Consider the following 25,967-nt stretch of genomic DNA (forward strand, 5'->3'; position numbering starts at 1 on the left):
AAATGAACACAAGTAATAACAATGTATAATTCTCTTAGAAAAAAAATATTCGGAGGGGATAATGTTGTAAATCTTTCGGATGTAAGATATCTACCGAGATGGATAATTCTTGCTATAGATATTCTTATTTTGATAATATCTTTATTTCTATCTACTTATATTATAAAGAAAATTACTCAGACAGAATTCATTTATCACCAAAATGAAATAACAGTTTTTATATGTATAGTATTTGTAAATGTCATTTTAATGTACATTTTTAAGACTTATGCAGGTATTATACGGCATTCTACTTTTATAGATCTTTTTAAATTATTGATATCTTGCTTTTGTACAATGTTTATTGTAGGAAGTATAAATATTCTCTACTTCTGGGCTACCGGTACAAAATTTATCCTTACAGCTTACCTTATTTTATATTTTATTATCTCTTTCATGGGGTTATTCCTCTTTAGGTTATATGTAAAAGAATTTTTTCACATTGTAAGAGAGTATAGGAGAAGTACGCTAAAAAAAAGAATTCTGGTTTTAGGAATAGATGAGCAATCTATCGCGATCGCAAGAGCAATTTTGGATAACCCCAGCTTACCGTATCATGTAGTGGGATTTCTCACGCAAAGAACCGATTCAAAGAGAGCATCACTTTTAGGAAAACCTATCCTATCCAAAGATAAAATAGAACAAAATACTAAAGAGGAACTTTTAGTAGATGGAATAATTGTCATCAAAGAAATGATGTCTAAAGATGAAATGAATTCATGGGTGAATTTGTTTTTAGAAAAAGACCTTAATATTTTCAAGGCCCCTTCTGTTCAAAAGCTGAGAGATAGTGATCTGGGAGGATCTATCAGAACCCTTCAGATTGAAGATTTGCTGAATAGAAAACCGATTAAGATCGAAAATGAGGAGGTTAAAAGCAGGCATTATAACAAGAATATTTTAGTTACAGGTGGTGCAGGCTCCATCGGCAGTGAAATTGTAAGACAGGTAGCCCAATTTAATCCCTCTTTAATCGTTGTACTAGATCAGGCAGAAACTCCCTTATACGATATTGAGATTGAAATGAAGAATAAATTTCCTCATATTAGATTCAAGTTTGTATTAGCAGATGTCTCTAATAAGCATAGGATCGAACCTTTATTCCAAACCTATAACTTTTCAATGGTTTATCATGCGGCAGCTTATAAGCATGTTCCGTTAGTTGAAGAAAATCCGCATGAAGGTATTTTGGTAAATGTTCTCGGATCTAAAATCATAGCCTCATTATCTAGTAAGTATAAAGTCAATAGATTTGTAATGGTTTCTACTGACAAAGCCGTAAATCCGACCAATGTAATGGGCGCTTCCAAAAGAACGGCAGAATTGTATGTACAATCCCTACAGAATGTAGATGGAAATACCACGAAATTTATTACCACGAGGTTTGGTAATGTTCTAGGTTCAAACGGTTCAGTAATCCCACACTTTAAAAAACAGATAGAAGCAGGTGGTCCGGTAACCATTACTCATCCCGATATCGTACGGTATTTTATGACCATTCCTGAAGCCTGTGAGCTTGTGCTGCAGGCGGGAACTATGGGGCATGGAGGAGAAATCTTCGTTTTTGATATGGGCGAGCCGGTGAAAATTTTAGACCTGGCCAGAAGAATGATTAAACTATCGGGATTTGAGCCCAATATCGATATTAAAATTATCTATACAGGATTGAGGCCGGGTGAAAAATTGTATGAAGAACTTCTGAGTGATGATGCTAAAACACTTCCTACCCATAACGACAAAATTATGATTTCTAAAGATCCGAGCATAAATTTTTTAGAAATCGACAAAATGACGAAAATGCTTACCATAGCTTCTATAAAAAGAGATAAGGTAGAAGTTGTAAAAATTCTAAAAACCATTGTTCCGGAATTCAAAAGTAATAATTCCATTTATGAAGTTTTGGACAAATAGAAAATATAAAATGTATCTTTGTACAATTTTAAAATATGAAAAGTAGAATATTAGGACTTTTTTCTATACTGCTATTGATATCATGTAAGGTTAAAGAAAATACCCAAAATGATTTGAACTATTTGCAGAATATAGAGCAAGTGGCTGTTGAAGCATCTGCAAAAAAATCAAATAATACCATACAGACAGGAGATCAGTTAGTAATCCTGATTACTGCTAAGGATATGGATGTGGTAAAACCATTTAACCAAAATTATTCTTCTTCCGAAACGATTCAGAACAATGCCAATGCAGGAGGGAATATGCCTAATCAGGGCACAACAACTATATCTGGCCCTACGTATATTGTAGACAGTAACGGCAATATCGATTTTCCGGTTATTGGGAAACTTAATACAACCGGCAAAACTTTAATTGATTTTAAGAACGAGATCATGGGCAAAGTAAGTCAGTATGTCATCAATCCCACCGTAAATATAAGACTTGCCAATTTTAAAATTACCATCCTTGGGGAAGTAAACAGACAGGGTGATTATGTAGTAGCAAACGGGCAGGCTACCATATTCAATGCTCTGGGATTGGCAGGAGACCTTACGATGTATGGAAAGAGAAATGATATTCTGGTGATAAGAACAGAAGAAGGAAAGGTAACTCATGGTAAAGTAAATCTGCAGGATGCCAATCTGATTAATTCACCTTATTATTATTTGAAGCAGGGCGATGCCATTATTGTGCAGTCCAATAAAGCGAAGGAAATAACGTCAAGACAAAACCCCAATACAGGACTTTATCTGACAGCCATTTCCATTGGCATAACAGCTGTTGCCGTTGTCATAAGTTTGTTTAACAGAAAATAAAATGGTCCATTAATTATCAATACCTATTGATAATTTAATTATTGACAGAATCACAAAGTAATGAAATTATACAATATAGCCATTATTGGACAAGGATATGTAGGATTACCTCTATCTTTGGAGTTTGCGAATCATTATCCGGTAATGGGTTTTGATATTAATACGGAAAGAATTAATGAGCTTAATAGTGGTCATGACGCGACTTTAGAAGCCGATCTTAATAAACTTAAAAACAGTTTGGTCCGTTATCAGGAGTCGGATGGAAGTATCGGATATAGAGGGACAAGTGATATTCGGGAAATTGCTGACTGCAATGTTTTTATTATAACCGTACCAACACCTATTGATAAATACAATGCTCCTGATCTCAATCCTCTTCTTAGCGCATCAAAAATGCTTGGAGAAATTATTAAAAAAGGAGATATTGTCATATTTGAATCTACCGTTTTCCCGGGATGTACGGAAGAAGAATGTGTTCCGATTCTTGAAAAATATTCAGCATTAAAATTTAACGAAGATTTTTTTGTAGGCTATTCCCCTGAAAGGATTAATCCGGGAGATAAAGTAAATACTTTGACCAGTGTTGTAAAAGTCACCTCCGGATCTACCGCTGAAACGGCAAAAGAAGTTGATGATTTGTACAAGACAATAATAACGGCAGGTACCCATCAGGCACCAAGTATCAGGGTGGCAGAAGCCTCAAAAGCAATTGAAAACGCCCAGAGAGATGTCAACATTTCATTTGTCAATGAACTGGCTCTTATTTTTGACCGGATGGGAATCGATACCAATGACGTTCTGGAAGCTGCCGGAACGAAATACAACTTCCTGAAATATAAGCCGGGTCTTGTCGGAGGGCATTGTATTTCTGTAGATCCTTATTACCTGGCGCATAAAGCTGAACAGCTGGGTTATCATCCTGACGTTATATTATCAGGACGCCGGGTAAACGATTCGATTGCGAAATTTATAGCATCGAAAGTGGTAAAACTTCTGATTAGTAAAGGAAATGTAATTAAAAATTCTCAGGCCTTGATTTTAGGAGTAACTTTTAAAGAAAACTGTCCTGATGTGAGAAATACAAAAGTGATCGACATCTATAATGAGCTGAAAGATTACGGGGTAGAGGTTGATATTTGTGATCCATGGGCTGATAAGGAGGAAGTACAACACGAATATGGGGTCACAATTCTCCACGAGCTAGAAGAGGGCAAAAAGTACGATTCAATTATTATTGCGGTATCTCACAAAGAATTTCTCTCATTGGATTTTGAAAAAATAAAAAAAGAAGAATGTGTTGTTTTCGATACCAAGGCCTGCATAGACAGAAATCTGGTTGACGCAAGACTTTAAAAAACTAATTAATACCTGTTGTTAAATAAAACAATAGGGCAATTTATAAAATTTAAAAATAAATAATGGATAGCCCGGTTATTGGAGGATCAGAAAAAGAAATTAATATTCAGGAGATAATCAAGCCTTATGCAAGAAACTGGATCTGGTTTATTATTATACCGATCATATGCTTAGTTATAACTTACTTTTATTTAAAGTTTGTTACACCAATATACAATGTTCAGTCATCCGTGCTTATTAAAGATGCTAAAAAAGCGCCTTCTGCAGGGAATGAATTCGGAGTTTTACAGGATTTGTCCGGTTTTGGAGGGATGGATACAAACAGTATCGATAACGAAATAGAAATCTTTAAGTCTAAAAAGCTAATGCATGAGGTTGTAAAACAGAACAATCTTCAGACTTCTATATACGCAAAATCCAATTTAAGTGACAGGGAGCTTTATAAAAATACATCTCCTATAACGATCCAGGTTATTAATGAAAAAGATTATACAGGTAAGATCACACCGGTAAATATTAAAATTTCCGGCCAGGATATCATTTTAACAAGTGAGAATTTCCCTGAAATTAAAACACAGTTCAATAAGACGATCAGCCTACCATATGCGAATCTGTTAATTATCAGAAACCAGGCCTTTAATAAATACAAGGCAGGCGATGTAAGTAACATGTACTTTACCTATATGACGAAAGAAGGTACTGTAAATTACTTGCAAAAAATATTAAGCGTAAGTTTAATTAACAAAGAAGCAACCGTCATAAGCTTATCATTAAACTACCCTAATGTAAACAAATCCAAGGATATTGTAAATACTTTGGTACAGGTATATAATAATGATGCCATCAATGATAAAAATTCTGAATCTAAAAAAACAAAAGATTTTATTGATGACAGAATAAACCTTATATCAAAGGAACTGGGACAGGTTGAAAACCAAAAGGAAAATTTCAAAGCCAGCAATCAGATTACTGATTTATCTACTGAAGCCAAGCTAAGCCTTGAGACGTCAGCAGAAGCCCGATCAAAACAACTCGAACTGGAATCACAACTCGAGCTTACCAATGCCTTGATCGGTTTTATGGGTAAACAGAATAATACGCAGGTGTTACCTTCGAATATTGAGTTAAGTAATAGCAGCGCCGTAGCGAATATTTCAGCTTACAATCAGCTGGTATTAGAGAGAAACAGGTTACTTGAGAATGCCACTCCTCAAAACCCGGTAGTAATGGATCTTACCAAACAAATTTCTTCTCTGAAAGGTTCTGTTATGGAAAGTCTCCTGAAGAATAGAACAGGACTGCAATTGGCTAAGAATCAATATCAAAATGAACAGAATCAGATAAGTTCAAAGATTACAAAAATTCCTGCACAGGAAAAACTGTTCAGAAGTATTGAAAGACAGCAGCAGATAAAAGAAAGTTTATACCTTCTTTTGTTACAGAAAAGGGAAGAAACCGCTATTTCTTTGGCAGTTACGGCAAATAAGGCGAGAATTATAGATTATGCTTATGCATCACCCGCCCCTGTAGCTCCTAAAAAAATGATCTTCTTGGCAGGTGCATTGGTGCTCGGACTTCTTTTGCCTGTTATTTTTATCTATCTTAAAGAATTGCTTAATAATAAAATTAAAAGCAAGCATGATCTGGAAAAACTCTCTCCTACTTCTATATTAGGAGAGTTACCAAGTGTTTTAAAAGGAGAATCTGATATTGTGAAGGTGAATGACCTTTCGCCCATAGCAGAAGCGTTCCGTATTTTAATTACCAACATGAACTTTTTGTTACCTAAAAAAGAAAAAGGAAGAGTGGTCTTTGTTACGTCTACGGTAAAGGGTGAAGGGAAAACCTTCGTTTCCGTGAATTTAGCTTTAACCTTAGCTACCCCTAATAAGAAAGTAATTATTATTGGTTCGGATGTAAGAAATCCTCAGCTTCAGCGATATAATACCTCAAGAAGAGGTTTGATAGGTTTGACGGAATATTTATATTCAGATCAGACCAAACTGGAAGACATCATCCATGTTACTTCATTTAATCCGCATTGTGATGTCATTTATTCGGGAATGATTCCGCCAAATCCGACAGATTTATTAAGCAATGGAAGATATGAATTGCTTTTGGATAATCTGAAAACCAAGTATGATTATATTATCATAGATACTGCTCCGCTGTTACTGGTAACCGATACTTTCCTATTTGCTGATCTGGCTGATGCAACCTTGTATGTAACGAGATCCAGATATACCGAAAAATCACTTATCGAATTTGCCAATAGCAATATTAACAGCCAAAAAATTAAAAATGTGGGATTTGTACTTAATGATGTGGATAAGAATCATTACGGATATGGAAACAAATACGGCTATGGATATTCTGCCACAGAGAAAAGCTGGCTGGAAAAGATTAAAGATCGATTGTAATGCGTAGGACTATTGATATTGTGCCTAGCTAGAAGTTGGCTGATGGACAGCAATATAATAAATAAGCTTTTCATTAATCGATAGACAATTACAATAACTATGACTATTAACTTGGCATCCAATGGTCATGTTCATCTTATTTTCTAAGAAACTAACCCCTGAATAAGCTTTATAAATAATCCAGAGTATACGGTTTGCGTATTTAAATAACAATTGTGAGCAGCATAAAAAAAAATTTTTCTTATAACGTCATTTTAACGGTAACCCAAGTTATCGTTCCGATGATCATGTATGCTTATGTATCAAGAGTGATTATGCCTTACGGAGTAGGGACGGTTTCTTTTGTGGAAAATATATGCAGATACATTATGTTGATTGCTGCTCTCGGGATCCCGATTTACGGGATCAGAGAAATTGCCAGGAAAAAAAACGAAAACCAGGACGGGGTCTTCAGTGAATTGATTTCGATACATCTGTACAGCAGTTTGCTGCTGGTTGTGATTTATACAGCTTTAATCTATCTTGTGCCGCAATTTAGTGCAAACAAGAATATGTTCCTTATAGGAATTTCTCTTGTTGTCTGCAATGTTCTGGCTATAGAATGGTTTTATCAGGGAAATGAAAATTTCAGATATATAACCGTCAGAACAGTTATTGTAAGATCGCTTTCTTTACTTCTGGTTTTTATTTTTATAAAAAAGCCTCAGGATTACTACTTGTTTTTTGTCATTTTGTGTGGATCCAGTGTGATTAATGGGGTAATCAATTTCTTGTATTCGAGAAAATACGTAAAGTTTACACTGGTCTGGAAATGGGAAAGGTTAAGGAAGCATATTAAACCGTTATTATTGATATTTGCTTCTACAGCAGCAATAAGTATTTATGTTTTACTGGATTCTGTTTTTTTGGGATTCATCTCTTCAAAAGATGCGGTGGGGTATTATTCCTTAGGATTAAGAGTAAGTAAGGCTCCGGTGATTTTAGTGACTGCATTAGGATCTGTGCTGATCCCTAAATTATCTCAGGCACACGCTTCAGGAGATGATGCTTATTTCAACAGGCTTATTCAGAAATCCTTTGATTTTGTAGGAATTGTTGCTTTTCCGGTGATTGTTTCCATGATCGCATTATCAAATGAAATCATCATCATTTTTGCCGGTGAAAAATTTCTTCCCGCAAAAACTTCCTTCTGTATTCTGTGTATTGTAATTTATCTGATCGGAATTTCCAACATACTGGGGATGCAAATGCTCACGACAACGGGCAGGGACAGTCTGATGACGAAATCTGTTTTCTTCGGGCTGGTCTGCAGTATTGTTTTAAATATTATTTTGATTCCTCATTTCAATGAAGTAGGTGCAGCCATTGCTAACTTATCGTCAGAGCTTTGTGTTACCTTTATTATGTTTTATTTTGTGCGCAAAAACTTTCATCTGAATATCAATTACAGGGTTACACTGCTTTCTCTGTTTTGCTCGCTGCCGATATTGGGAATTATATATTTTACAAGTAATCTGACGGATTCATTAATTAAAAAACTCGTATTTGCCGGTATTTCAATTGGCGTTTACCAGTTTTTTGTTCAATATTACATTATTAAGGAAGAAAATTTCATAACATTTACATCAAAAATTATCAAGAGATATGCAAAAATATGATTATTTAATAGTTGGATCTGGATTATTTGGAGCAGTTTTTGCCCATGAGGCCAATAAAAGAGGGAAAAAATGTCTGATAATAGATAAAAGAAACCATCCGGGCGGAAATATCTATTGTGAAAATGTAGAAGGAATAAATGTTCACAAATATGGTGCTCATATTTTTCATACAAACGATAAAGGAATCTGGGATTATGTTAATCAGTTTGCAGAATTTAACCGGTATACCAATTCTCCTGTAGCCAACTATCACGGAAAGATGTATAATCTGCCGTTTAATATGAACACATTCTATCAGATGTGGGGCACGAAAACCCCGGCTGAAGCCCAGGCAAAAATAAACGAGCAGAAAGCAGAATCAGGAATTAAAAACCCTCAGAACCTGGAAGAGCAGGCCATCTCTTTGGTAGGAAAAGATATTTACGAAATTCTTATAAAAGAATATACGGAAAAGCAATGGGGAAGAAAAGCTACGGATCTCCCTGCTTTTATCATCAAAAGATTACCGGTACGTTTTACTTATGATAACAATTATTTTAACGATAAATATCAGGGGATTCCTATTGGGGGTTATAACAAAATTATCGAAGGTTTGTTAGATGGGATAGAAGTAAAATTAGAAGTAGACTTTTTCGAAGATCGCGAATATTGGGAAAATATTGCCGAGAATCTGGTTTTTACCGGAAAAATAGATGAATATTATGACTATTGCTACGGGAAATTACAATACAGAAGCTTACGTTTTGAAAACAAAATTCTGGATGAAGAAAATTTCCAGGGCAATGCCGTTGTTAATTACACTTCAAGCAATGAACCTTATACAAGGATTATTGAACACAAGCATTTTGAATTTGGTACACAGCCTAAAACAGTAATTACCTACGAGTATCCCGATGAATGGAGTGAGGGGAAAGAGTCTTATTACCCGATCAATGATGAGGTGAATTCTGAGTTATACAGAAAATATAAAGAGCTTGCAGAAAAAGAAGATAATATAATTTTCGGCGGAAGGTTAGCAGAGTATAAATATTATGATATGCACCAGGTAATCGGCTCGGCTTTAACTAAAGTAAAAAAAATATTACAATAAATGATACAGATTATTAGCCCTTCAAAATTAACAACAGGAGGAACGGAATTACTTCATCAGCTTAACTATGAATTGGAAAAATTGGGAGCTGATGTAGGAATGGCTTATTATGACAAAGAGCATAAATCATTTGTTGAAATGGAAATCAATCCTAATTTTAAGAAATACAGCACTAAAAAAAATGAATCGGTAAAATTAAATGACTCAACTGATAATGTGATTGTTGTTGCGGAAACAATGTTAAAGCATATTTCTGCAATCAAAAATGCCAAAGTGTATGTTTGGTGGCTGTCGGTTGACAATTATAAAGTTAATCTAAACCTTGATTATTTGAAAGACTATGGTTTCAAGTCATTTATTTATGAAATTAAAAAAGCTTTAACCATTACTCCGATTTCAAAATTAAAAGGATATAAGCATCTGGTTCAATCTAAATATGCTAAAGATTTTTTATCCAGTTATTCGGTACAATCAGAATATTTAAGTGACTATATTAACACAGGCTTTTTAGATGTTGGTCCTGAAATTAACAAGTCTGACATTATTTGTTATAATCCTGCAAAAGGAAAAAATGTAACAAAACGAATTATTGATTTCTATAAAAATAAAAATTCGGCAATACGTTTTATTCCGATTGTTAATATGAATCAGAAACAAGTGGCCGAAACCCTGCGCAGTGCTAAAATATACATCGATTTTGGATGGCATCCGGGAAAGGACCGTATTCCCAGAGAAGCACGATTACAGAATTGTATTATTATTACGGGAAAAAGAGGCTCTGCCAGAAATGAAGAAGATATAAGAATCCCTCAGAAATATAAATTTGATGAAAAGTCTCCCGACTTTTTAAAAAATATAGATTTGATAATTACTGACGTCGTGAATAATTTTGATGAAAATCTCAATTCGCAAAACTATTACAAAGAAATAATCAACAAAGAAAGAAGTCTTTTCGAAAAAGAGGTTGCAAGATTTTATGAAGAAGTTATAAAAAGCTAATTATGATATACAGTATTATAGTTCTTTACAATCCTGAAAGTAATAATCTGGCAAATATAGAAGCCCTTTTATTACAGTCTGACACCCTCATTGTTATAGATAATTCCACAAGAAAATTGCCGGAAGCAATAGCTGATTTGATAGATACGAGCCATCAGATTGTTTATTTATCGAATAATGGAAATATAGGACTTTCGCTGGCACTAAATAAAGGAATCAAAAAAGCTTTGGAATTTAAAGATTGTGGCTATATAGCATTGTTTGATCAGGATTCCTTAATTCAAAAAGATTTTTTTCAGCCCATGATAGAAGTGCTTGAAAATAAATCCGATATTATAGCAACTTCACCGGAAGTTGTTGACATGAGAACATTAGAAGAGCATAGAAACGCAGATCATCAAGAAACATATGAAGTACCCGTAATCATTACATCCGGATCCTTTTGTAAACGTGATGCCTTTGAGAAAGTAGGATTGATGGATGAAACCCTTTTTATTGATTATATTGATTATGAATGGTGTTTCCGGGCCAGAGACAAAGGGTATCGGTTAATAAGGGTTCCTGCTTCGAAGCTCCTGCATAATATGGGGGAAAAAGTAGTTAAATTTCTTTTTATAGAAAAACCTTACCATACCAATGGGATAAGGCATTTTTATATATTCAGGAATCAGATGTATATGTTCAAGCGGAATTATATCCCCTTAGGTTGGAAGGTTACACAGATATTTAAATTTGCATACAGAATTCCAAGCTATATTTTGCTCTCTCCTCAGCCATTGCAAACTGCTAAACACATAATGAAAGGAATAAAAGCCGGCTTCAAAAAAGAAGGAAGAAACTATAGGTATGACACAATTTGAGCTACAGTTTTACATCCTGATAACATTTCTATCTTATATGTTTTTGTTATTGGTCTTTCATAGCAAACTAAGAAAACTTGCATTTATTCCTGCGGTTTTATTTGTTATCTGTTCTCTATTGCTCAGACTTTATGTTCCGATAGAAAAAAATGCAGACTATGGAGGCTATGCAAACTTTATGTTTGAAGAATATCATTTTCAATGGAAAGCGATTTTTAGTGAACCTTATTTTCCTTTAATTTTAAATACACTATTCAAATATACGCAGGATTGGAAAGAGTCTTTAAATGGAATGTATTTAATTAATTTTGTTTTCAGTTTAATTTTTTATATCTGGCTTGCTTACCGGAAGAATATAAAATACTGGATCAAACTTATATTCTTTGTCTTTTCATATACTCTGCTTACTTACACTGTTTTAAGAAATTCACCAGCTTATTTCTTATTTGGATTTTTAGCATATTATTTACTTTTAGGAAAGAAGTTCTGGGCAGGTTATCTTGGATTTTTAACGCACGCAAGCGCACTTCCTGCGTTGGCCGCCACGTTTTTAGGCTTTGGTAAACCGACTTATAAGCAATTTCTACTCATTCTTCTGGGAGCCTTGGTGTTTTCTTCGCTATTAAGTTTGCCTTACTTTTCCCATATTACCAATAGATTAGATACCTATACCGATACCAATGTAGCTGATAAATATGGAGTAAGTATCTTTCATAAATTATACTTAGTCATGATTATAGGTCTTACTTTGCTAATTTATAAATATAAAAAAACTGCAGTATATAATAACTTTTATTGTGCGATCTTCCTGATCTATCTGATCTTATATTTTCTGAATCCGGTAATGGCATTTAGGTTTTCGTATTACATTATTATTTACATCGTTATATATCCTTTTTACGGCAAATTAAAATATGACAAAATTTTGAATATGGTATTTAGCATTGTACTGGGTTTCGTATTTTATAATATCTTTTTTGGCAGCCACTTTGACTTAACATTATTGAAATGAAAACAGTAAAAATCCTATTAGCCGGCTATAACGGAGAAAAATATATAGAAGAGCAGATAAATACTATTCTGAAGCAACAAGGCATTGTGCCGGATATTATCCTCAGCGATGACGGCAGTAAAGACAAAACCCTGGAGATTGTTAAGGAAAAATATCCCTATATAAAAGTGTCGCAAAATATTCCGGGGACAGGATCTGCAGCAAAAAATTTTCTGAAAATGGTATCCGGACTGGATTTTAACGAACATTTTGAATATGTTTCCTTTGCAGATCAGGATGATGTGTGGATGCCGGAAAAAATGATAAAGGCAATAGAACTGCTCGAGGAAAATCATGCAGAACTGTATTGTTCCAATCTTACCAAATGGGATACTTCGGATAATTCCTATAATGAACTTAAAAAAGATTTTCCTCAGAAAAAATTCGATTTTTTATTTGAAGGCGGAAGCGCAGGCTGTACTTATGTTTTTACAAGAAAGTTTGCCAAAGATCTGCAGAACTTTTTAAAAAATGTAGATTCTACCAATTGGAAAGGATTTTCGCACGACTGGTTGGTGTATTTTTTTGCCAGATCAAGAAACTGCAAAGTAGTGATCGATAAAAATTCCTATATACATTACCGCCTGCATCAGGAAAACGTTCATGGTCACCTCAACAAGTTGTCCTGGAATACGGTAAAAGAAAAATCCTCAGAAGTATTTAACGGGTACTATCAGAATCATATAAAAAACTACATTCAGCATTTGGATAAAAGTTCGGAGGCTTATGCAATCTATCAGCAGTTTCTAAAAGGTTACTTTTCAAGAAACCGCGTAATCCTAAAATATAATACTCAATTGATGAGGGATAAAAAAAAGTTTCTCATTTTTGCAGTACTGAATTTATTGAAATTTTAATTTGTTCCGCCTATGTATAAGTACTTTTTCAAACGTTCTTTCGATTTTCTGGCTTCACTCATCGGGCTGGTGATTTTTTCGCCGATATTTATACTCGTAACAATCGGACTCTTCATTGTAAACCAAGGAAAACCGTTCTTTTTTCAGGCAAGACCGGGTTTGCAAGGAAGAATTTTTAAGATCATCAAGTTCAAAACGATGAATGACAGAAAAGATGCAAATGGTGTTTTACTGCCTGATGCGGAACGTCTAACATCAATTGGAGCATTTGTAAGAAAAACTTCGTTGGATGAAATTCCGCAATTAGTTAATGTTTTAAAAGGGGATATGGCTTTAATTGGGCCAAGGCCTTTATTACCACAATATCTGCCTCTCTATAATGATGTGCAGAAAAGACGTCATGAAGTGCGGCCGGGAATCACAGGCTGGGCACAGGTTAATGGAAGAAATAACATTTCATGGAGACGTAAATTTGAATTGGATGTTTGGTATGTGGATAATATATCCTTAATTTTGGATGTCAAAATATATTTTTTAACCATTAAAAAAGTAATCATCAGAGAAGGAATTTCCCAAGAAGGGCAAGTTACGATGGAAGGCTTTAACGGGAAGAATTAACAAAATACTATGAAAAGGAACTTAATAGAATATTTAGTCGAAACGGTAAAGCAGAAAGGAAAGGTAACTGCCGTTATCGAAAACGATAAGGAGATTACTTTTGATCAGCTCTATAAAAATGTGTGCGTTTTAGGGAATTACCTTCTTGAAAAGTCGGATGTTATCAATAAGCCTGTTGCTGTTTATCTTCCGAAATCCATCAATTGCGTTGTAGCGGATTTAGGGATTATGATTTCCGGAAATGCTTATCTTAATCTGGATATAAAAAGCCCTATGCAGCGTATCGAAAATATCCTGGATCTGGTGCAGCCTGAATTTATCGTAACAACAAGAAATTTGCTGAAAAGCCTGGAAGGTATTTATGCTTCAGAAAAGATCATTCTTATTGATGAATTGAAAGCAGAAAATCATACTGATGAGCAATTACTGAAAAGATTAAAGCTAAGAAGCATTGATACCGATATGTCTTGTGTAATCAATACTTCAGGTTCTACAGGCACACCGAAATCGGTTGCCCTTAACCACAGAAGTTTTGTAGATTTTATTGAGGTTTCGGATGAAATTTTTCAGTTCTCACAGAATGAAATTATAGGATCATTATCGCCTGTCATTTTTGATATTTTCAGTTATGAACTTTGTATGCTGATTTCAAAAGGGAGCTGTATCGTAGTTTTACCGGAAAACATGGCTGCTTTTCCTATAAAGATACTGGAAGAAATGCAGAGGACTCAAGTGAGTTTTATCTTCTGGGTACCGACAATTATGGTGAATATTGCTAATATGGATCTGCTTACCAAAGTGAATCTTGAAAGCTTGAAACTGGTTTGGTTTGCAGGTGAGGTTTTCCCTACAAAACAATTTAATTATTGGAAAAAAATACTTACCCATACAAAGTTTGCCAATCTCTATGGGCCGATTGAAATTACACTGGATTGTACTTATTTTATTGTAGACCGTGATTTTGAGGATAACGAACCGCTTCCGATAGGGATTCCGTACAAAAATACAGACGTCTTGATTATTACCGATGAAGATAAATTAGCTGCAAAAGGAGAAGAAGGAGAATTGTGCGTAAGAGGGAGCTCTTTGGCGCTAGGTTATTATAATAATCCTGAGAAGACGGCTGCGGCATTTGTACAGAATCCTTTGAATCCGCACTATCCCGAAGTCATTTACCGAACAGGAGATGTTGTTGCGCTTAATGAAAGAAACGAAATTATCTTCAAAGGCCGTAAAGATACACTGATTAAACATCAGGGCTACAGAATCGAAATGGGCGAAATAGAACACATTGTCGTTAATACCCTTAAAATTGCTAAAAATGCATGTTGTGTCTATAACCGTGCCGATAAGGAAATCGTCTTGTACTATGAGAACCCTGAGGATATACAGCCAGCCTTCTTCAGAAAAGAACTTTTAGCCAGCCTTCCCAAATATATGATTCCTACAGTTTATATTCGTTATGATGAAATGCCGCGAAATCCAAACGGGAAGATCGATAGGGCATTTTTAAATCAGCAAGTTAACGTATAGAAAAATGGAACACTTAACGAATTTTACGTATTCTGATATAAAATCCGAACTTTTTAGATTAAAGTCTAAAGAAATGAAAGCCAATTTCTTTATGACTGAATTACAATTTAACAGGTTATGGTCTGAAAATAAAATTCAGGTGTTTAAAACAGAAAAGGCGTGTTTTTTGCTTACAGATGACGACGGATTCAAAAGGTTATATTTTATTGCGTCAGATATTGAAGAAATAAAATATTTTCTAAATAACGAAATTAAAAACTCTGATACCGATATTTCTGTAGAAACAGTTGGCAATTCAAAGTATCTGCAAGATATCAGGGATGCTTTCCTGCAAAACGGTTTTTATGAATATTCTTCAATGGTAAGAATGAGTAAAATAAGAAATCAGGTTGAAGAAGTAGATTTTGAGAATATTCACCTATTGGCTGCTGATAATAAAGAAGAATTTCAGGAACTCTATCGAAAATATTTTGATAAATTTGTTGAGCGGATTCCGGCAATTGAAGAAATAGAGGGATTTATTGAAAATAAGAATGCTTATTATTTCTCAGACAATAATGAAATTCAGGGATTTATTGTTTTTGAGTATTATGGGATCACCAGCCATTTACGTTATTGGTTTGTACATCCGGACTACCGTGAAAAGAGAATCGGTTCGAAACTTATTCAGCTATTTTTCAACCTCGGTGAAAATATTAGGAGGGAGCTGTTTTGGGTTATTGAAAGTAATGAAAATGCTATAAAACGATATAAACATTTTGGGTTTGTTGAAGAAGACATGCACAATTTGATTTTAATAAATAAAAATAAAAAATATGAAGAACCAAATTATTGAAATATTAAACGGAATTCGTCCCGAATTCAATTTCGGCACAGAAACAAATTTTATCTCTCAGGGGATGTTGGATTCTTTTGATCTGATTACTTTGGTAACGGAACTTGATGAAGCCTTTGGAATTTCGATAGATGGTACGGATATTTTACCGGAAAACTTCGAATCGGTAGATGCCATAGAAACTTTGCTTAAAAAGAATGGTGCACAATAATGAAAATCAGTTTTTCAAATAAAAAAATAACAGGAATGCTCAGCATTTTACCTTCAAACGAAGTAATGTTTGAAGATGAAATGCATAATTACAGCTTTTCTGAAGCGAAATCGTTGAAACTTAAAGCAGCCATGGGCTTTAAATCAAAAAGAGTGGTGGCCCAAGAATCCACGACCAGCTTTGATCTTACAATAGCAGGCTTAGATTATCTATTCGAAAACAACTTCTTGGATAAAGATTCTATTGACGCACTGCTTTTTGTAAGCCAGAGTCCGGAATTCATCATGCCGCCGACCAGCAATTTGATACATGGCAGATATGGGTTAGACGAACGTGTATTTTGTATGGACATCAATCAGGGATGTGCCGGTTTTGTCGTCGGATTGCAGCAGGCTTTTATGCTGCTTACTAATAAAGAAGTTAATAAGGTCGTTCTGTGCAATGCAGATGTATTAAGCCCTAAAGTATCAAAATTCGATCGCAACAGTAATCCGCTGATCGGTGATGCCGCAGCAATCACTATTATCGAAAATACTTCCGATAGCACTTCCATTGTGGGCGAAATAAGAATGGACGGGACCGGAGCAATGGCACTTAATATTCCTTCAGGCGGTGCGAGAATGCCTGTCACCATAGAAACCTCAGAACTTTATGAGGATGCTTTTGGTAACAAAAGAAGTAAAAATCATTTGGTGATGCAGGGTGATAATGTGTTCAACTTTGTTCAGACAAAAGTTCCGGAACAGATAAAAAATATTGTAGAAAATTCTGATGATAGTGTAGATAGTATAGATTACTTCTTGTTTCATCAGCCCAACCGTTTTATGTTGCAGAAATTGGCAGATAAAATCGGGGTAAGTAGAGACAAATTACCGTTCAATGTGGTTGAAAACTTTGGTAACTCTAGTGGCGTGACTATTCCGGTTGTGACAACCTATAATTTAGGAGAACAATTGGAAAATTCAGAATTAAAAGTTTGCTTTTCTGGCTTCGGGGTAGGTCTTACCTGGGGAACCATTATTATGAACCTCGGGAATTTGAACTTTTGCAAACTCATTTATAAATAAAAGATTTAAAAATAAAATTATGGAAGATTTCTTGGAAAAAATGGCCGAAATAATGGAAGTAGATAGTGTAAATCCTTCTGACGAACTTACTTCTTTTGAAGCTTGGGATTCTTTGACTACACTATCGATTATCGCCTTGGCAGATGATGATTATCAGGTATCATTAACGAATGCGGAAATTGCAGATGCTAAAACCATTGAAGGTTTACATCAACTAATTCTAAGCAAACAAAATGCATAAAAACTTTTTAGACTTTTCCGGAAAATCGGTTCTTATCACAGGAGCAGGTTCGGGAATTGGAAAAGCAACAGCTTTGTATTTATCCTCCATAAATGCAAAGCTCCTTTTATTGGATATCAACCAAGAATCATTAAAAGAAACTTTAAAATCATGTAATAAACAATGTGATTTTCTTGCTATTGATCTATCCGATTCTCATAGTATTAAAAATATAGTTGGTGATAAAATAAAAACTTTCGGTCCGCTGGACGGGATGGTTCACATTGCAGGAATACCTTATGTATCACCACTCAAAACATTAAATACAGATACTGTAGATAAAGTGTTGAAGATAAATACAGTAGCTGCCTTAGAACTGGCAAAAGTATTTACAAGACATAAATTCTATACACCGGAAAACCCGTCAATCGTATTTATTTCATCGGTTTATGGGCTGGTAGGATCTGCTGCTAACGTAGCGTATGCGATGTCTAAATCAGCTTTGCACGGCATCACTAAATCATTAGCCATAGAATTGGCACCAAAGCGCGTCCGGGTGAACTGTGTGGCACCGGGTTTTATCAAAACACAGATGCTGGACAATGTTTCGGGATCTTTTGATCCTGAATATAACGACAGGCTAAACCAGCTTCATCCTTTAGGATTGGGTGAAGCAGAAGATATTGCTTACGGAATTACCTATTTGCTGTCAGACATGAGCAAATGGGTGACAGGAAGTATTTTATCAGTAGATGGAGGGTTCACGGCACAATAATTTTATATGAAAGAAACACTTTTTTTAACAGGGGCTACGGCAGGGATTGGCGAAGCATTGGCGATAACGCTGTCTCAACAATACAATATCATCCTCAGTGGTAGAAATACAGAGAAACTGGAAGCTTTAAAAGCAAAATGTCTGACTGAAAATTCAGTTTATATCTTGCCTTTAGACCTCTCAGACTTAGATAAGCTGGAGAAAAATATTTCCTCATTCCTTTCTGAAAATCAATTGACCGTTCAAAAGTTTGTCCATTGTGCAGGATTCATGAAGATGGTTCCCCTCAAGCTGGTGAGTCAGGATCTGATACTGGAAACATTTAAAACCAACGTCTTTTCTGCCAACACCATTATAAAACTCCTCACAAATAAAAAAGCGAATAATTCCGCATTGAATAATGTGGTTTTTATTTCCAGCAATATCAGCAACCGGGGTGCAAAAGCAATGAGTACTTATGGCTCTTCTAAAGCAGCTCTGGATGGATTAATGAGAAGTCTGGCCGTAGAATTGGCTCCTAAAGTTCGGGTAAATTCTGTTTTGCCTGGCGCGGTAATTACTGAAATGACGAAATCGATTTTCGAAAATGAAGAAGTAAGCCAGAGAATGTCTGCACAATATCCTTTGGGAATTGGTTTGCCAAAGGATATTGCCGAAGCAGTCAGCTTTCTGTTGTCGGAACATTCCAGATGGATGACGGGAGAGCAGATTACGGTTGACGGCGGAAGAAGCGTTAATATTACAGGATAATGTTCAGTGTTCATTCGTTTATAAATTCACCTGTTGATTCTGTATCTTATATTTTATTCAATTCCGGAAGTCGTGAAGCTTTAATTATTGATCCCGGTACCGAAGACGATACAAGGCTTACAGGTTATTTACAGGATAATGAATTGGATTTAAAGTTTGTTTTTCTGACTCATGAACATTTTGATCATATCCTAGGTATGAATTTTTTAAGAGAACAATTTCCAGAGTTACTTGTCGTTTCCTCTCATAAAACATCTGACAGGCTGTCTAACCCTAAGAAAAATCTGGCAATTTTTCATAATCAGCTGAATTTGATTGTGGATAAAGCCGATATTTTAATCAGTGAAGGGCTTATTGAGATGATAGGTTTAGAATTTGAAATTTTCAGTACCCCGGGACATACAGATTCCTCTTTAAGTCTGAAAATTGAAGATGCCTTTTTTTCCGGAGATTTTCTTTTGCAGGGGAGCAGGATTGTCACAAATCTGCCGACAGGTTCGAGAAAAGATTATCAGGAAAGTATAGAAAAATACAGTAATATGCTTCAGGGAAAAACGATCTATCCGGGACATGGCGATAGGTATATTTTTGAAGTTAATAATAATTTATGAAACCAATTATTTTTATAGGAATTGGGGCGGTTGCCTCAGAAATAATTTCTTATTTGGAAGATATACAGAACCAGGATCAGTCTGCCGGATTTGAGATCTATGGTTTTTTGGATGATGATGCAGATAGTTTTAATGTAAAATCTGAAAAATACGGTTTTAAAGAACCGTTTCTGGGATCTGTTGCAGACCACAGGTTCTCAGATCAATATTCTTATATTTTTGGTTTTTCAAATCCTAGCAGTAAAGAAAATGTTATTCGAAAACTGGATATTGAGAAACTGAATTTTCCAACCATCATTCATCCTTCAGTTATACTTTCAAAATCGGCAAAGCTTGGAAAAGGAAATATTATATATCCAAACTCGGTTATCGGTCCTAATTGTAAAATAGGGAACTTTAACCTGATTACTTCGTACAGTTTCATCAGTCACGATTGTGAAATAGGAGATTATAACTTCTTTTCAACCGCAGGTTTGGCAGGCAATGTAAACGTAGGAAACAAAAACTTTTTCGGAATCAGAAGTACAGTGATCCCTTCAGTAACGATAGGTTCTGAAAATACGATTCAGGCTGGGATGGTGATTGATAAAAATGTTTCTGATCATGAAACGGTTTTTTATCGCTTTAAAGAAAAAGTAACCATTATAAGATCTTAATAGAATGAACTCAAAAATCTGGCTCTCCTCGCCACACATGGGAGGAAATGAGCAAAAATATATCGATGAGGCTTTTGCTGAAAACTGGGTGGCACCGTTAGGGCCGAATGTAAATGGTTTTGAAGAAGATCTGGAAAGATTTTTGGGACATAATACCAAAATTGCGGCCTTGTCTGCCGGGACGGCAGCCCTTCACCTGGCTTTGGTGCAATGTGGTGTCGGATACGGAGATGAGGTCATCTGCCAGTCAATGACGTTTTCTGCTTCCGCAAACCCAATTGCCTATTGCGGTGCAACACCTGTTTTTGTAGACAGCGAGCCGGAAACCTGGAACATGTGCCCTGCCGGATTAAGACAGGCTATCGGAGAAAGGATTCAGAAAGGCAAGAAGCCAAAAGCCATTATTGTGGTTCATCTGTATGGGATGCCTGCCAAAATGGATGGAATTATATCTATTGCTAACGAATTTGAAATCGATGTCATCGAAGATGCGGCCGAAGCATTGGGTTCCACTTACAAAGGCCAGCCTTGCGGGACTTTCGGACGTTTTGGGATCCTGAGTTTTAACGGAAATAAAATTATAACGACTTCAGGTGGTGGGGCCTTAGTTTGTCATACGGAAGAAGACAAAGAAAAAACCGTTTTCCTTTCCACACAGTCCAGAGATAATGCGCCGCACTATCAACATTCTGAAATTGGATTCAATTATCGGATGAGCAATATTGTAGCAGGAATCGGGAGAGGGCAGATGGAAGTACTGAACAGTCGTGTAGAAGCCCGAAGAAAGATGCATGATTTCTATGTAGAGCTTTTTAAAGAGATCGAAGGCGTCCAAGTATTTTCAGAACCTACAAGTGATTTTTATTCCAACCACTGGCTTTCCTCAATCGTTGTAAATCCGCAGATTGCCGGGAAAACGCGTGAAGAATTAAGAATAGCTTTCCTAAGTGATAACATCGAATCCAGGCCGTTGTGGAAGCCGATGCATTTACAGCCTGTATTCGAAGATGCTCCTTTCTACGGAGGCAATACTTCTGAAAAACTATTTAATGACGGGCTGTGCCTTCCTTCAGGATCCAATCTTCAGGAAGACGAAAAAGACCGGATTGAAGCTGTAATCAGGAATTTCTTCAGGAAATAATCAGCTGGTATGAATCGGTACAGGTATTGGAAAATATTTTTTGATAGTATTTTATCATTTATATTAATTATTTTTTTCCTGCCTTTGCTAGTGGTATTATTTATTATAGCCACTATCGATACACATTCTAATGGCATTTTTTTCCAGAAAAGAATAGGACAGTTTGGAAAAACTTTTATCATTTATAAGTTTAAGACTATTCACGATCAAAAGAAAGTAAGTTCTGCAACAGGCTTATTGCTGAGGAAATATAAGCTGGATGAATTGCCGCAGCTGTTCAATATTTTAAAAGGGGATATGAGTTTTGTCGGGCCTCGCCCGGATGTGAAAGGTTATTATGATGCCCTGACAGGAGCCGAAAGAAAAGTACTTGAACTGAAACCGGGTCTTACTTCCGAAGCAAGTATTAAGTACAGCAATGAAAATGCTGTATTACAGCTTCAGAAAGACCCTTTATGGTATAATGATGAAGTCCTTTTTCCGGATAAGCTTAAAATGAATTTGCATTACCTCGAAAATATGTCGCTGGCCAATGATCTCAGAATTTTAATGAAAACGATTTTTAAAGTAATCGTAAAATAAATTACCTTTATTATTATCAACAATATGAAAATAAAAGAAACCCCTTTAAAAGACTGCTATATTATCGAACCTACCATCTTTGAAGATGACAGAGGTTATTTTTTCGAAAAATTCAATGAAAAAAAGTTCGAAGAGCTTACGGGAATGAATGGGCATTTTGTGCAGGATAATATCTCAAAATCTTCATACGGTGTTTTGAGAGGGATTCATTTGCAGAAAGGAGAGCACGCCCAGGCCAAGCTTGTTTCTTGTCTTGAAGGAAAAGTTTGGGATGTGGCAGTGGACCTTAGAGAAGATTCACCGACTTTTGGACAGTGGTTCGGGATTGAGCTGACGGCTGAAAATAAGACACAGTTGTACGTTCCCAGAGGTTTCGGACATGGATTTTCTGTACTGAGTGAAACGGCAGTTTTTGCTTATAAATGCGACAATTTTTACAATAAAGAATCGGAGGGCAGCGTAAAGTATAATGATCCGGATTTGAATATCAACTGGAAGATTGCTGACGGTGAAGCTGTTCTTTCCGAGAAAGATGAAAATGCTCCGGGTTTCAAGGAAAAGAATTTTTAAAAGATGATACAAAGCCGTTTTACAAAGCGGCTTTTATTTTTTTAATTCAGACTCTTCAATATTTTGTATCTTTGCAAACTCAAAATCAAAAAGATGCGTACGAAATCGGTAGGTAAAAAGAAAATTAATGTAGTAACGCTTGGATGCTCCAAGAACGTTTATGATTCCGAAGTGTTGATGAGCCAGCTTAAAGCCAACGGTAAGGAAGTTGTTCATGAAGACCGCGGAGATATTGTGGTGATCAATACCTGCGGATTTATCGATAACGCAAAGGAAGAGTCCATTAATACGATTCTTGATTATGTAGAGGCTAAAAACAGAGGTGAAGTAGAAAAAGTTTTCGTTACCGGTTGTTTGTCTGAAAGATACAAGCCGGATTTGATCCGTGAAATCCCGGATGTGGACCAGTACTTCGGGACAAGGGATCTTCCGATCCTACTGAAGCATTTGGGCGCGGACTACAAACATGAATTGGTAGGAGAAAGATTAACGACCACGCCGAAACATTACGCTTATCTTAAAATTTCTGAAGGATGCGACAGACCCTGTTCTTTCTGCGCGATTCCGTTAATGAGGGGAGGGCACGTTTCCACCCCGATTGAAAAGCTGGTGACGGAAGCACAGAAATTAGCAAAAAAAGGAACCAAAGAACTGATCCTGATTGCACAGGACCTTACCTATTACGGTCTTGATATCTATAAAAAGCGGGCACTGGGAGATTTATTAAAAGAGCTGGTAAAAGTCGAAGGGATCGAGTGGATCCGTCTTCACTATGCTTTCCCAAGCGGATTTCCCGAAGATGTGCTGGATATTATCAGAGAAGAACCTAAAGTCTGCAATTACATTGATATTCCATTACAGCATATCAATTCAGAACTGCTGAAATCGATGAAAAGAGGAACTAGCCACGAAAAAACGAATGCCCTTCTGGCGAAATTCAGAGAGAAAGTTCCGGATATGGCCATCAGAACTACGCTGATCGTAGGTTATCCCGGCGAAACGGAAGAAATCTTCCAGGAACTGAAAGATTGGGTAAGAACGCAGAAATTCGACAGACTGGGCTGCTTTACCTATTCCCATGAAGAGAATACGGGAGCTTATGTTCTTGAGGATACTATTCCTCAGGAAGTAAAAGAAGCAAGGGTAGAAGAAATCATGGAAATCCAGTCCCAGATTTCATGGGAGAAAAACCAGGAAAAAATCGGGCAGGTCTATAAATGTATATTCGACAGAAAGGAAGGCAACTATTTTATAGGAAGAACCGAATATGATTCGCCTGATGTAGATAACACTGTTCTGGTTTCTGCTGAAAATACCTATATTTCCATCGGTGAATTTGCCAATGTAAAGATTACTTCTGCTGAAGAATTCGATTTATACGGAGAGTTGGTATAAGAACTTTAATGATCAAAAGAGAAGATCAGTATAATCTTAAAAATAAGCGATGAAATTTTCATTGCTTATTTTTTATTTTACCATCTAAAGATTAGGAAGAATTTTTTTGCTTCAGAGATACTGATGACAAGATTTTATAATCCTGAGGAATTTAAACTCTGTTAACTCCTTTAAGTGAAATGGCTTTGTAAAATTAAAAAACGCATACTAGTTAAAAAGCCTCTTGCTCTCTGCGATCATTAAATAAAACCAAACCTATTGAAGAATTCCGGGTACTTAAAACAATCCGCAGTCAGGAATCCTGATGAACTGGATATTAAATTCATGCAAACAGCCTTACAGTCATTGATAGCAGGCGTTTGAGGATAAGGTCAGAGTATGTTTTAAGCTTTGTGAAAATATTTAACATATTGATTATCAAACCTATTTAAGTGTTAAATTTATGTTAATTTCAGTATTTTAGTTAAATTTATTAACGTTTAAGTACTTTTTTTAACATATTTTAACAACAGGCTTTAAAGTATGCTATATTAATGAGTTATATATAAAATTAAGATAATTTTTAGTTTTCATTAACATATGTTAACAAACAAAATAGGCTCGTTAAAAGAATCCTTATAGATTTGCCCCTGTCAAAACCAATAAAAGTTCAAAATGATGAAAAGATTCATTCTCGTAATCATAATGATGATTTCAACCCTTGGTATTTATTCGTTCAAAATGAATGCCATAGATGCGAAAAAAACAAGTTATGCATCGTACTACCACGATAAATTTAACGGTAGAAAAACAGCCAGCGGAGAGGTCTTTGATAATGCAAAGTTCACTGCGGCAAACAGAACGCTTCCTTTTGGAACAAGTATTAAGGTTACGAACCTTAACAATGGTAAAGAGGTAATAGTTAAAGTAAATGACAGAGGGCCTTACCATTCTACAAGAGCTTTGGATATGTCTAAAGCAGCGTTCGATGAAATCGGGGATACCGGTAACGGTACCATTCCGGTGGAATATGAAATTGTCGATTAAATTTTATGATTTAAATTAAAAGAGGCGGTCTCAATTTGAGACCGCCTCTTTTTTGCTTTATTTAAAGGCTTAATTCCACCAATGCCGGGCAATGGTCGGAATGAACCGCTTCTTTTAAAATTACGGCTCTTGTGAGCTTGTCTTTTAAGCTGTATGACGTAAAATTGTAATCCAGTCTCCAGCCTTTGTTTTTAGCTCTTGCATTTTGCCGGTAGCTCCACCACGTATAATGGTCCGGCTCACCGTTGAAAAACCGGAAGCTGTCGATCAATTCACATTCATTAATAAAATCCGTCATCCATTCCCGTTCCATCGGCAAAAATCCGGAAACGTTTTTCAGGCGTATCGGATCATGGATGTCAATAGCTTCATGACAGATGTTGAAATCCCCTGAAATAGTGAGATTCGGAATCTCTTTCTTCAGGTTTTTAATATAATCCAGAAAATCCCGGCAGAATTGCATCTTGAACTCCAGCCTTTCAATATTGGAAGCGGAAGGCACATATACCGAAATGGCTGAAAAACCATCGAAGTCTGCACGGATGATTCTTCCTTCGCTGTCATAGCTTTCGATACCGCATCCGTATTCTACATGGTTGGGTTTGATTTTTGAAGCGATTCCGACGCCGCTGTAGCCTTTTCGTACCGCCGAATGCCAGTAACTGTGATAACCCAGTTTTTCCAGGCTTTCAATATCGATCTGGTCGTTTCCTGCTTTGCTTTCCTGGATGCAGATGATATCAGGATCAGCCGTTTTCAGCCATCCTAAAAAGTCTTTCGTGAAAGCCGCCCGGATTCCGTTTACATTATAAGTGATTAATTTCATGCCCCAAAAATATTAATAAAAAAGGAGCGGAAAAATCTTTGATTTTTTCCGGT

At 35.8% G+C, this 25,967-nt stretch carries 26 protein-coding genes; 25 read left to right on the plus strand and 1 reads right to left on the minus strand.

The genetic code is table 11. The features are described 5' to 3' along the window. Positions 1–21 precede the first annotated feature (21 nt). From FY557_RS18760 to FY557_RS18880, 25 genes are all read left to right on the plus strand, one after another. A complete protein-coding gene (locus tag FY557_RS18760) occupies positions 22–1,950 on the plus strand; it encodes a polysaccharide biosynthesis protein (RefSeq protein WP_149248761.1) in 1,929 nt (642 codons plus the stop codon). Positions 1,951–2,063: 113 nt separating this feature from the next. Continuing rightward, entirely contained in the window at positions 2,064–2,807 is a 744-nt protein-coding gene (locus FY557_RS18765) for a polysaccharide biosynthesis/export family protein (RefSeq protein WP_228451840.1), read from the plus strand. Between the two features lie 60 nt (positions 2,808–2,867). Beyond that, positions 2,868–4,160, plus strand: a complete 1,293-nt coding sequence (locus FY557_RS18770; protein WP_149248763.1) for a nucleotide sugar dehydrogenase — start codon at positions 2,868–2,870, stop codon at positions 4,158–4,160. 65 nt (positions 4,161–4,225) lie between these two features. Further along, on the plus strand, positions 4,226–6,583 hold the full coding sequence (locus tag FY557_RS18775) for a GumC family protein (RefSeq protein WP_149248764.1): 2,358 nt from the start codon (positions 4,226–4,228) through the stop codon (positions 6,581–6,583). Positions 6,584–6,798: 215 nt separating this feature from the next. Then, positions 6,799–8,241: a flippase gene (locus FY557_RS18780; RefSeq protein WP_185151771.1), complete on the plus strand. Its 1,443-nt coding sequence runs from the start codon at positions 6,799–6,801 to the stop codon at positions 8,239–8,241. Next, positions 8,228–9,331, plus strand: coding sequence for a UDP-galactopyranose mutase (glf, locus tag FY557_RS18785; RefSeq protein ID WP_149248766.1), 1,104 nt, complete (start codon positions 8,228–8,230; stop codon positions 9,329–9,331). The genes FY557_RS18780 and glf overlap by 14 nt, the downstream gene beginning before the upstream one ends. Continuing rightward, entirely contained in the window at positions 9,332–10,330 is a 999-nt protein-coding gene (locus FY557_RS18790) for a hypothetical protein (protein WP_149248767.1), read from the plus strand. A gap of 2 nt (positions 10,331–10,332) precedes the next feature. Continuing rightward, positions 10,333–11,190, plus strand: coding sequence for a glycosyltransferase family 2 protein (locus tag FY557_RS18795; RefSeq protein WP_149248768.1), 858 nt, complete (start codon positions 10,333–10,335; stop codon positions 11,188–11,190). Continuing rightward, positions 11,177–12,202: an EpsG family protein gene (locus FY557_RS18800; protein ID WP_149248769.1), complete on the plus strand. Its 1,026-nt coding sequence runs from the start codon at positions 11,177–11,179 to the stop codon at positions 12,200–12,202. Before FY557_RS18795 ends, FY557_RS18800 begins: the two co-directional genes overlap by 14 nt. Continuing rightward, complete coding sequence (locus FY557_RS18805) at positions 12,199–13,098, plus strand: glycosyltransferase (protein ID WP_149248770.1); 900 nt, start codon at positions 12,199–12,201, stop codon at positions 13,096–13,098. The genes FY557_RS18800 and FY557_RS18805 overlap by 4 nt, the downstream gene beginning before the upstream one ends. A 12-nt stretch (positions 13,099–13,110) precedes the next feature. Further along, on the plus strand, positions 13,111–13,716 hold the full coding sequence (locus tag FY557_RS18810; RefSeq protein ID WP_149248771.1) for a sugar transferase: 606 nt from the start codon (positions 13,111–13,113) through the stop codon (positions 13,714–13,716). 9 nt (positions 13,717–13,725) lie between these two features. Next, positions 13,726–15,249, plus strand: coding sequence for an amino acid adenylation domain-containing protein (locus FY557_RS18815; protein WP_149248772.1), 1,524 nt, complete (start codon positions 13,726–13,728; stop codon positions 15,247–15,249). A gap of 4 nt (positions 15,250–15,253) precedes the next feature. Beyond that, complete coding sequence (locus FY557_RS18820; RefSeq protein ID WP_149248773.1) at positions 15,254–16,084, plus strand: GNAT family N-acetyltransferase; 831 nt, start codon at positions 15,254–15,256, stop codon at positions 16,082–16,084. Beyond that, positions 16,065–16,295, plus strand: coding sequence for an acyl carrier protein (locus tag FY557_RS18825; RefSeq protein WP_149248774.1), 231 nt, complete (start codon positions 16,065–16,067; stop codon positions 16,293–16,295). The genes FY557_RS18820 and FY557_RS18825 overlap by 20 nt, the downstream gene beginning before the upstream one ends. Then, positions 16,295–17,362 (plus strand): 3-oxoacyl-ACP synthase III family protein, encoded by a 1,068-nt coding sequence (locus FY557_RS18830; RefSeq protein WP_149248775.1) that lies wholly within the window; start codon positions 16,295–16,297, stop codon positions 17,360–17,362. Before FY557_RS18825 ends, FY557_RS18830 begins: the two co-directional genes overlap by 1 nt. A gap of 19 nt (positions 17,363–17,381) precedes the next feature. After that, positions 17,382–17,603 carry an acyl carrier protein gene (locus tag FY557_RS18835; RefSeq protein ID WP_149248776.1) on the plus strand — a complete coding sequence of 74 codons (222 nt, stop codon included), beginning with the start codon at positions 17,382–17,384 and terminating at the stop codon, positions 17,601–17,603. Then, positions 17,596–18,357, plus strand: coding sequence for an SDR family NAD(P)-dependent oxidoreductase (locus FY557_RS18840; RefSeq protein WP_149248777.1), 762 nt, complete (start codon positions 17,596–17,598; stop codon positions 18,355–18,357). Before FY557_RS18835 ends, FY557_RS18840 begins: the two co-directional genes overlap by 8 nt. Positions 18,358–18,363: 6 nt before the next feature. After that, complete coding sequence (locus FY557_RS18845) at positions 18,364–19,107, plus strand: SDR family NAD(P)-dependent oxidoreductase (protein WP_149248778.1); 744 nt, start codon at positions 18,364–18,366, stop codon at positions 19,105–19,107. After that, positions 19,107–19,718, plus strand: coding sequence for an MBL fold metallo-hydrolase (locus FY557_RS18850; RefSeq protein ID WP_149248779.1), 612 nt, complete (start codon positions 19,107–19,109; stop codon positions 19,716–19,718). Before FY557_RS18845 ends, FY557_RS18850 begins: the two co-directional genes overlap by 1 nt. After that, entirely contained in the window at positions 19,715–20,374 is a 660-nt protein-coding gene (locus FY557_RS18855) for an acetyltransferase (protein WP_149248780.1), read from the plus strand. Before FY557_RS18850 ends, FY557_RS18855 begins: the two co-directional genes overlap by 4 nt. 4 nt (positions 20,375–20,378) lie before the next feature. Continuing rightward, on the plus strand, positions 20,379–21,515 hold the full coding sequence (locus FY557_RS18860) for an aminotransferase class I/II-fold pyridoxal phosphate-dependent enzyme (RefSeq protein ID WP_149248781.1): 1,137 nt from the start codon (positions 20,379–20,381) through the stop codon (positions 21,513–21,515). Between the two features lie 9 nt (positions 21,516–21,524). Then, entirely contained in the window at positions 21,525–22,097 is a 573-nt protein-coding gene (locus FY557_RS18865) for a sugar transferase (protein WP_149248782.1), read from the plus strand. Between the two features lie 24 nt (positions 22,098–22,121). Further along, complete coding sequence (rfbC, locus tag FY557_RS18870) at positions 22,122–22,667, plus strand: dTDP-4-dehydrorhamnose 3,5-epimerase (protein ID WP_149248783.1); 546 nt, start codon at positions 22,122–22,124, stop codon at positions 22,665–22,667. A gap of 93 nt (positions 22,668–22,760) precedes the next feature. Further along, positions 22,761–24,062 (plus strand): 30S ribosomal protein S12 methylthiotransferase RimO, encoded by a 1,302-nt coding sequence (gene rimO / locus FY557_RS18875; protein WP_149248784.1) that lies wholly within the window; start codon positions 22,761–22,763, stop codon positions 24,060–24,062. Positions 24,063–24,716: 654 nt separating this feature from the next. After that, on the plus strand, positions 24,717–25,088 hold the full coding sequence (locus tag FY557_RS18880; protein WP_149248785.1) for a septal ring lytic transglycosylase RlpA family protein: 372 nt from the start codon (positions 24,717–24,719) through the stop codon (positions 25,086–25,088). A gap of 61 nt (positions 25,089–25,149) precedes the next feature. On the opposite strand, the gene FY557_RS18885 is transcribed toward FY557_RS18880, so the two are convergent. Further along, positions 25,150–25,914 carry an exodeoxyribonuclease III gene (locus FY557_RS18885; RefSeq protein WP_149248786.1) on the minus strand — a complete coding sequence of 255 codons (765 nt, stop codon included), beginning with the start codon at positions 25,912–25,914 and terminating at the stop codon, positions 25,150–25,152. Positions 25,915–25,967 lie beyond the last annotated feature (53 nt).

This window comes from Chryseobacterium sp. SN22 (assembly GCF_008329705.1).
Lineage (GTDB): Bacteria > Bacteroidota > Bacteroidia > Flavobacteriales > Weeksellaceae > Chryseobacterium.

What these genes read in the sequence shown, in the direction of transcription:
- rimO (WP_149248784.1), top strand. Translation starts at nt 22,761, where the DNA reads ATGCGTACGAAATCGGTAGGTAAAAAGAAAATTAATGTAGTAACGCTT.
- FY557_RS18810 (WP_149248771.1), top strand. Translation starts at nt 13,111, where the DNA reads ATGTATAAGTACTTTTTCAAACGTTCTTTCGATTTTCTGGCTTCACTC.
- FY557_RS18770 (WP_149248763.1), top strand. Translation starts at nt 2,868, where the DNA reads ATGAAATTATACAATATAGCCATTATTGGACAAGGATATGTAGGATTA.
- FY557_RS18820 (WP_149248773.1), top strand. Translation starts at nt 15,254, where the DNA reads ATGGAACACTTAACGAATTTTACGTATTCTGATATAAAATCCGAACTT.
- FY557_RS18845 (WP_149248778.1), top strand. Translation starts at nt 18,364, where the DNA reads ATGAAAGAAACACTTTTTTTAACAGGGGCTACGGCAGGGATTGGCGAA.
- rfbC (WP_149248783.1), top strand. Translation starts at nt 22,122, where the DNA reads ATGAAAATAAAAGAAACCCCTTTAAAAGACTGCTATATTATCGAACCT.
- FY557_RS18795 (WP_149248768.1), top strand. Translation starts at nt 10,333, where the DNA reads ATGATATACAGTATTATAGTTCTTTACAATCCTGAAAGTAATAATCTG.
- FY557_RS18855 (WP_149248780.1), top strand. Translation starts at nt 19,715, where the DNA reads ATGAAACCAATTATTTTTATAGGAATTGGGGCGGTTGCCTCAGAAATA.
- FY557_RS18885 (WP_149248786.1), bottom strand. Translation starts at nt 25,914, where the DNA reads ATGAAATTAATCACTTATAATGTAAACGGAATCCGGGCGGCTTTCACG.
- FY557_RS18805 (WP_149248770.1), top strand. Translation starts at nt 12,199, where the DNA reads ATGAAAACAGTAAAAATCCTATTAGCCGGCTATAACGGAGAAAAATAT.
- FY557_RS18880 (WP_149248785.1), top strand. Translation starts at nt 24,717, where the DNA reads ATGATGAAAAGATTCATTCTCGTAATCATAATGATGATTTCAACCCTT.
- FY557_RS18760 (WP_149248761.1), top strand. Translation starts at nt 22, where the DNA reads ATGTATAATTCTCTTAGAAAAAAAATATTCGGAGGGGATAATGTTGTA.
- FY557_RS18830 (WP_149248775.1), top strand. Translation starts at nt 16,295, where the DNA reads ATGAAAATCAGTTTTTCAAATAAAAAAATAACAGGAATGCTCAGCATT.
- FY557_RS18835 (WP_149248776.1), top strand. Translation starts at nt 17,382, where the DNA reads ATGGAAGATTTCTTGGAAAAAATGGCCGAAATAATGGAAGTAGATAGT.
- FY557_RS18840 (WP_149248777.1), top strand. Translation starts at nt 17,596, where the DNA reads ATGCATAAAAACTTTTTAGACTTTTCCGGAAAATCGGTTCTTATCACA.
- FY557_RS18865 (WP_149248782.1), top strand. Translation starts at nt 21,525, where the DNA reads ATGAATCGGTACAGGTATTGGAAAATATTTTTTGATAGTATTTTATCA.
- FY557_RS18775 (WP_149248764.1), top strand. Translation starts at nt 4,226, where the DNA reads ATGGATAGCCCGGTTATTGGAGGATCAGAAAAAGAAATTAATATTCAG.
- FY557_RS18825 (WP_149248774.1), top strand. Translation starts at nt 16,065, where the DNA reads ATGAAGAACCAAATTATTGAAATATTAAACGGAATTCGTCCCGAATTC.
- FY557_RS18860 (WP_149248781.1), top strand. Translation starts at nt 20,379, where the DNA reads ATGAACTCAAAAATCTGGCTCTCCTCGCCACACATGGGAGGAAATGAG.
- FY557_RS18815 (WP_149248772.1), top strand. Translation starts at nt 13,726, where the DNA reads ATGAAAAGGAACTTAATAGAATATTTAGTCGAAACGGTAAAGCAGAAA.
- glf (WP_149248766.1), top strand. Translation starts at nt 8,228, where the DNA reads ATGCAAAAATATGATTATTTAATAGTTGGATCTGGATTATTTGGAGCA.
- FY557_RS18790 (WP_149248767.1), top strand. Translation starts at nt 9,332, where the DNA reads ATGATACAGATTATTAGCCCTTCAAAATTAACAACAGGAGGAACGGAA.
- FY557_RS18850 (WP_149248779.1), top strand. Translation starts at nt 19,107, where the DNA reads ATGTTCAGTGTTCATTCGTTTATAAATTCACCTGTTGATTCTGTATCT.
- FY557_RS18800 (WP_149248769.1), top strand. Translation starts at nt 11,177, where the DNA reads ATGACACAATTTGAGCTACAGTTTTACATCCTGATAACATTTCTATCT.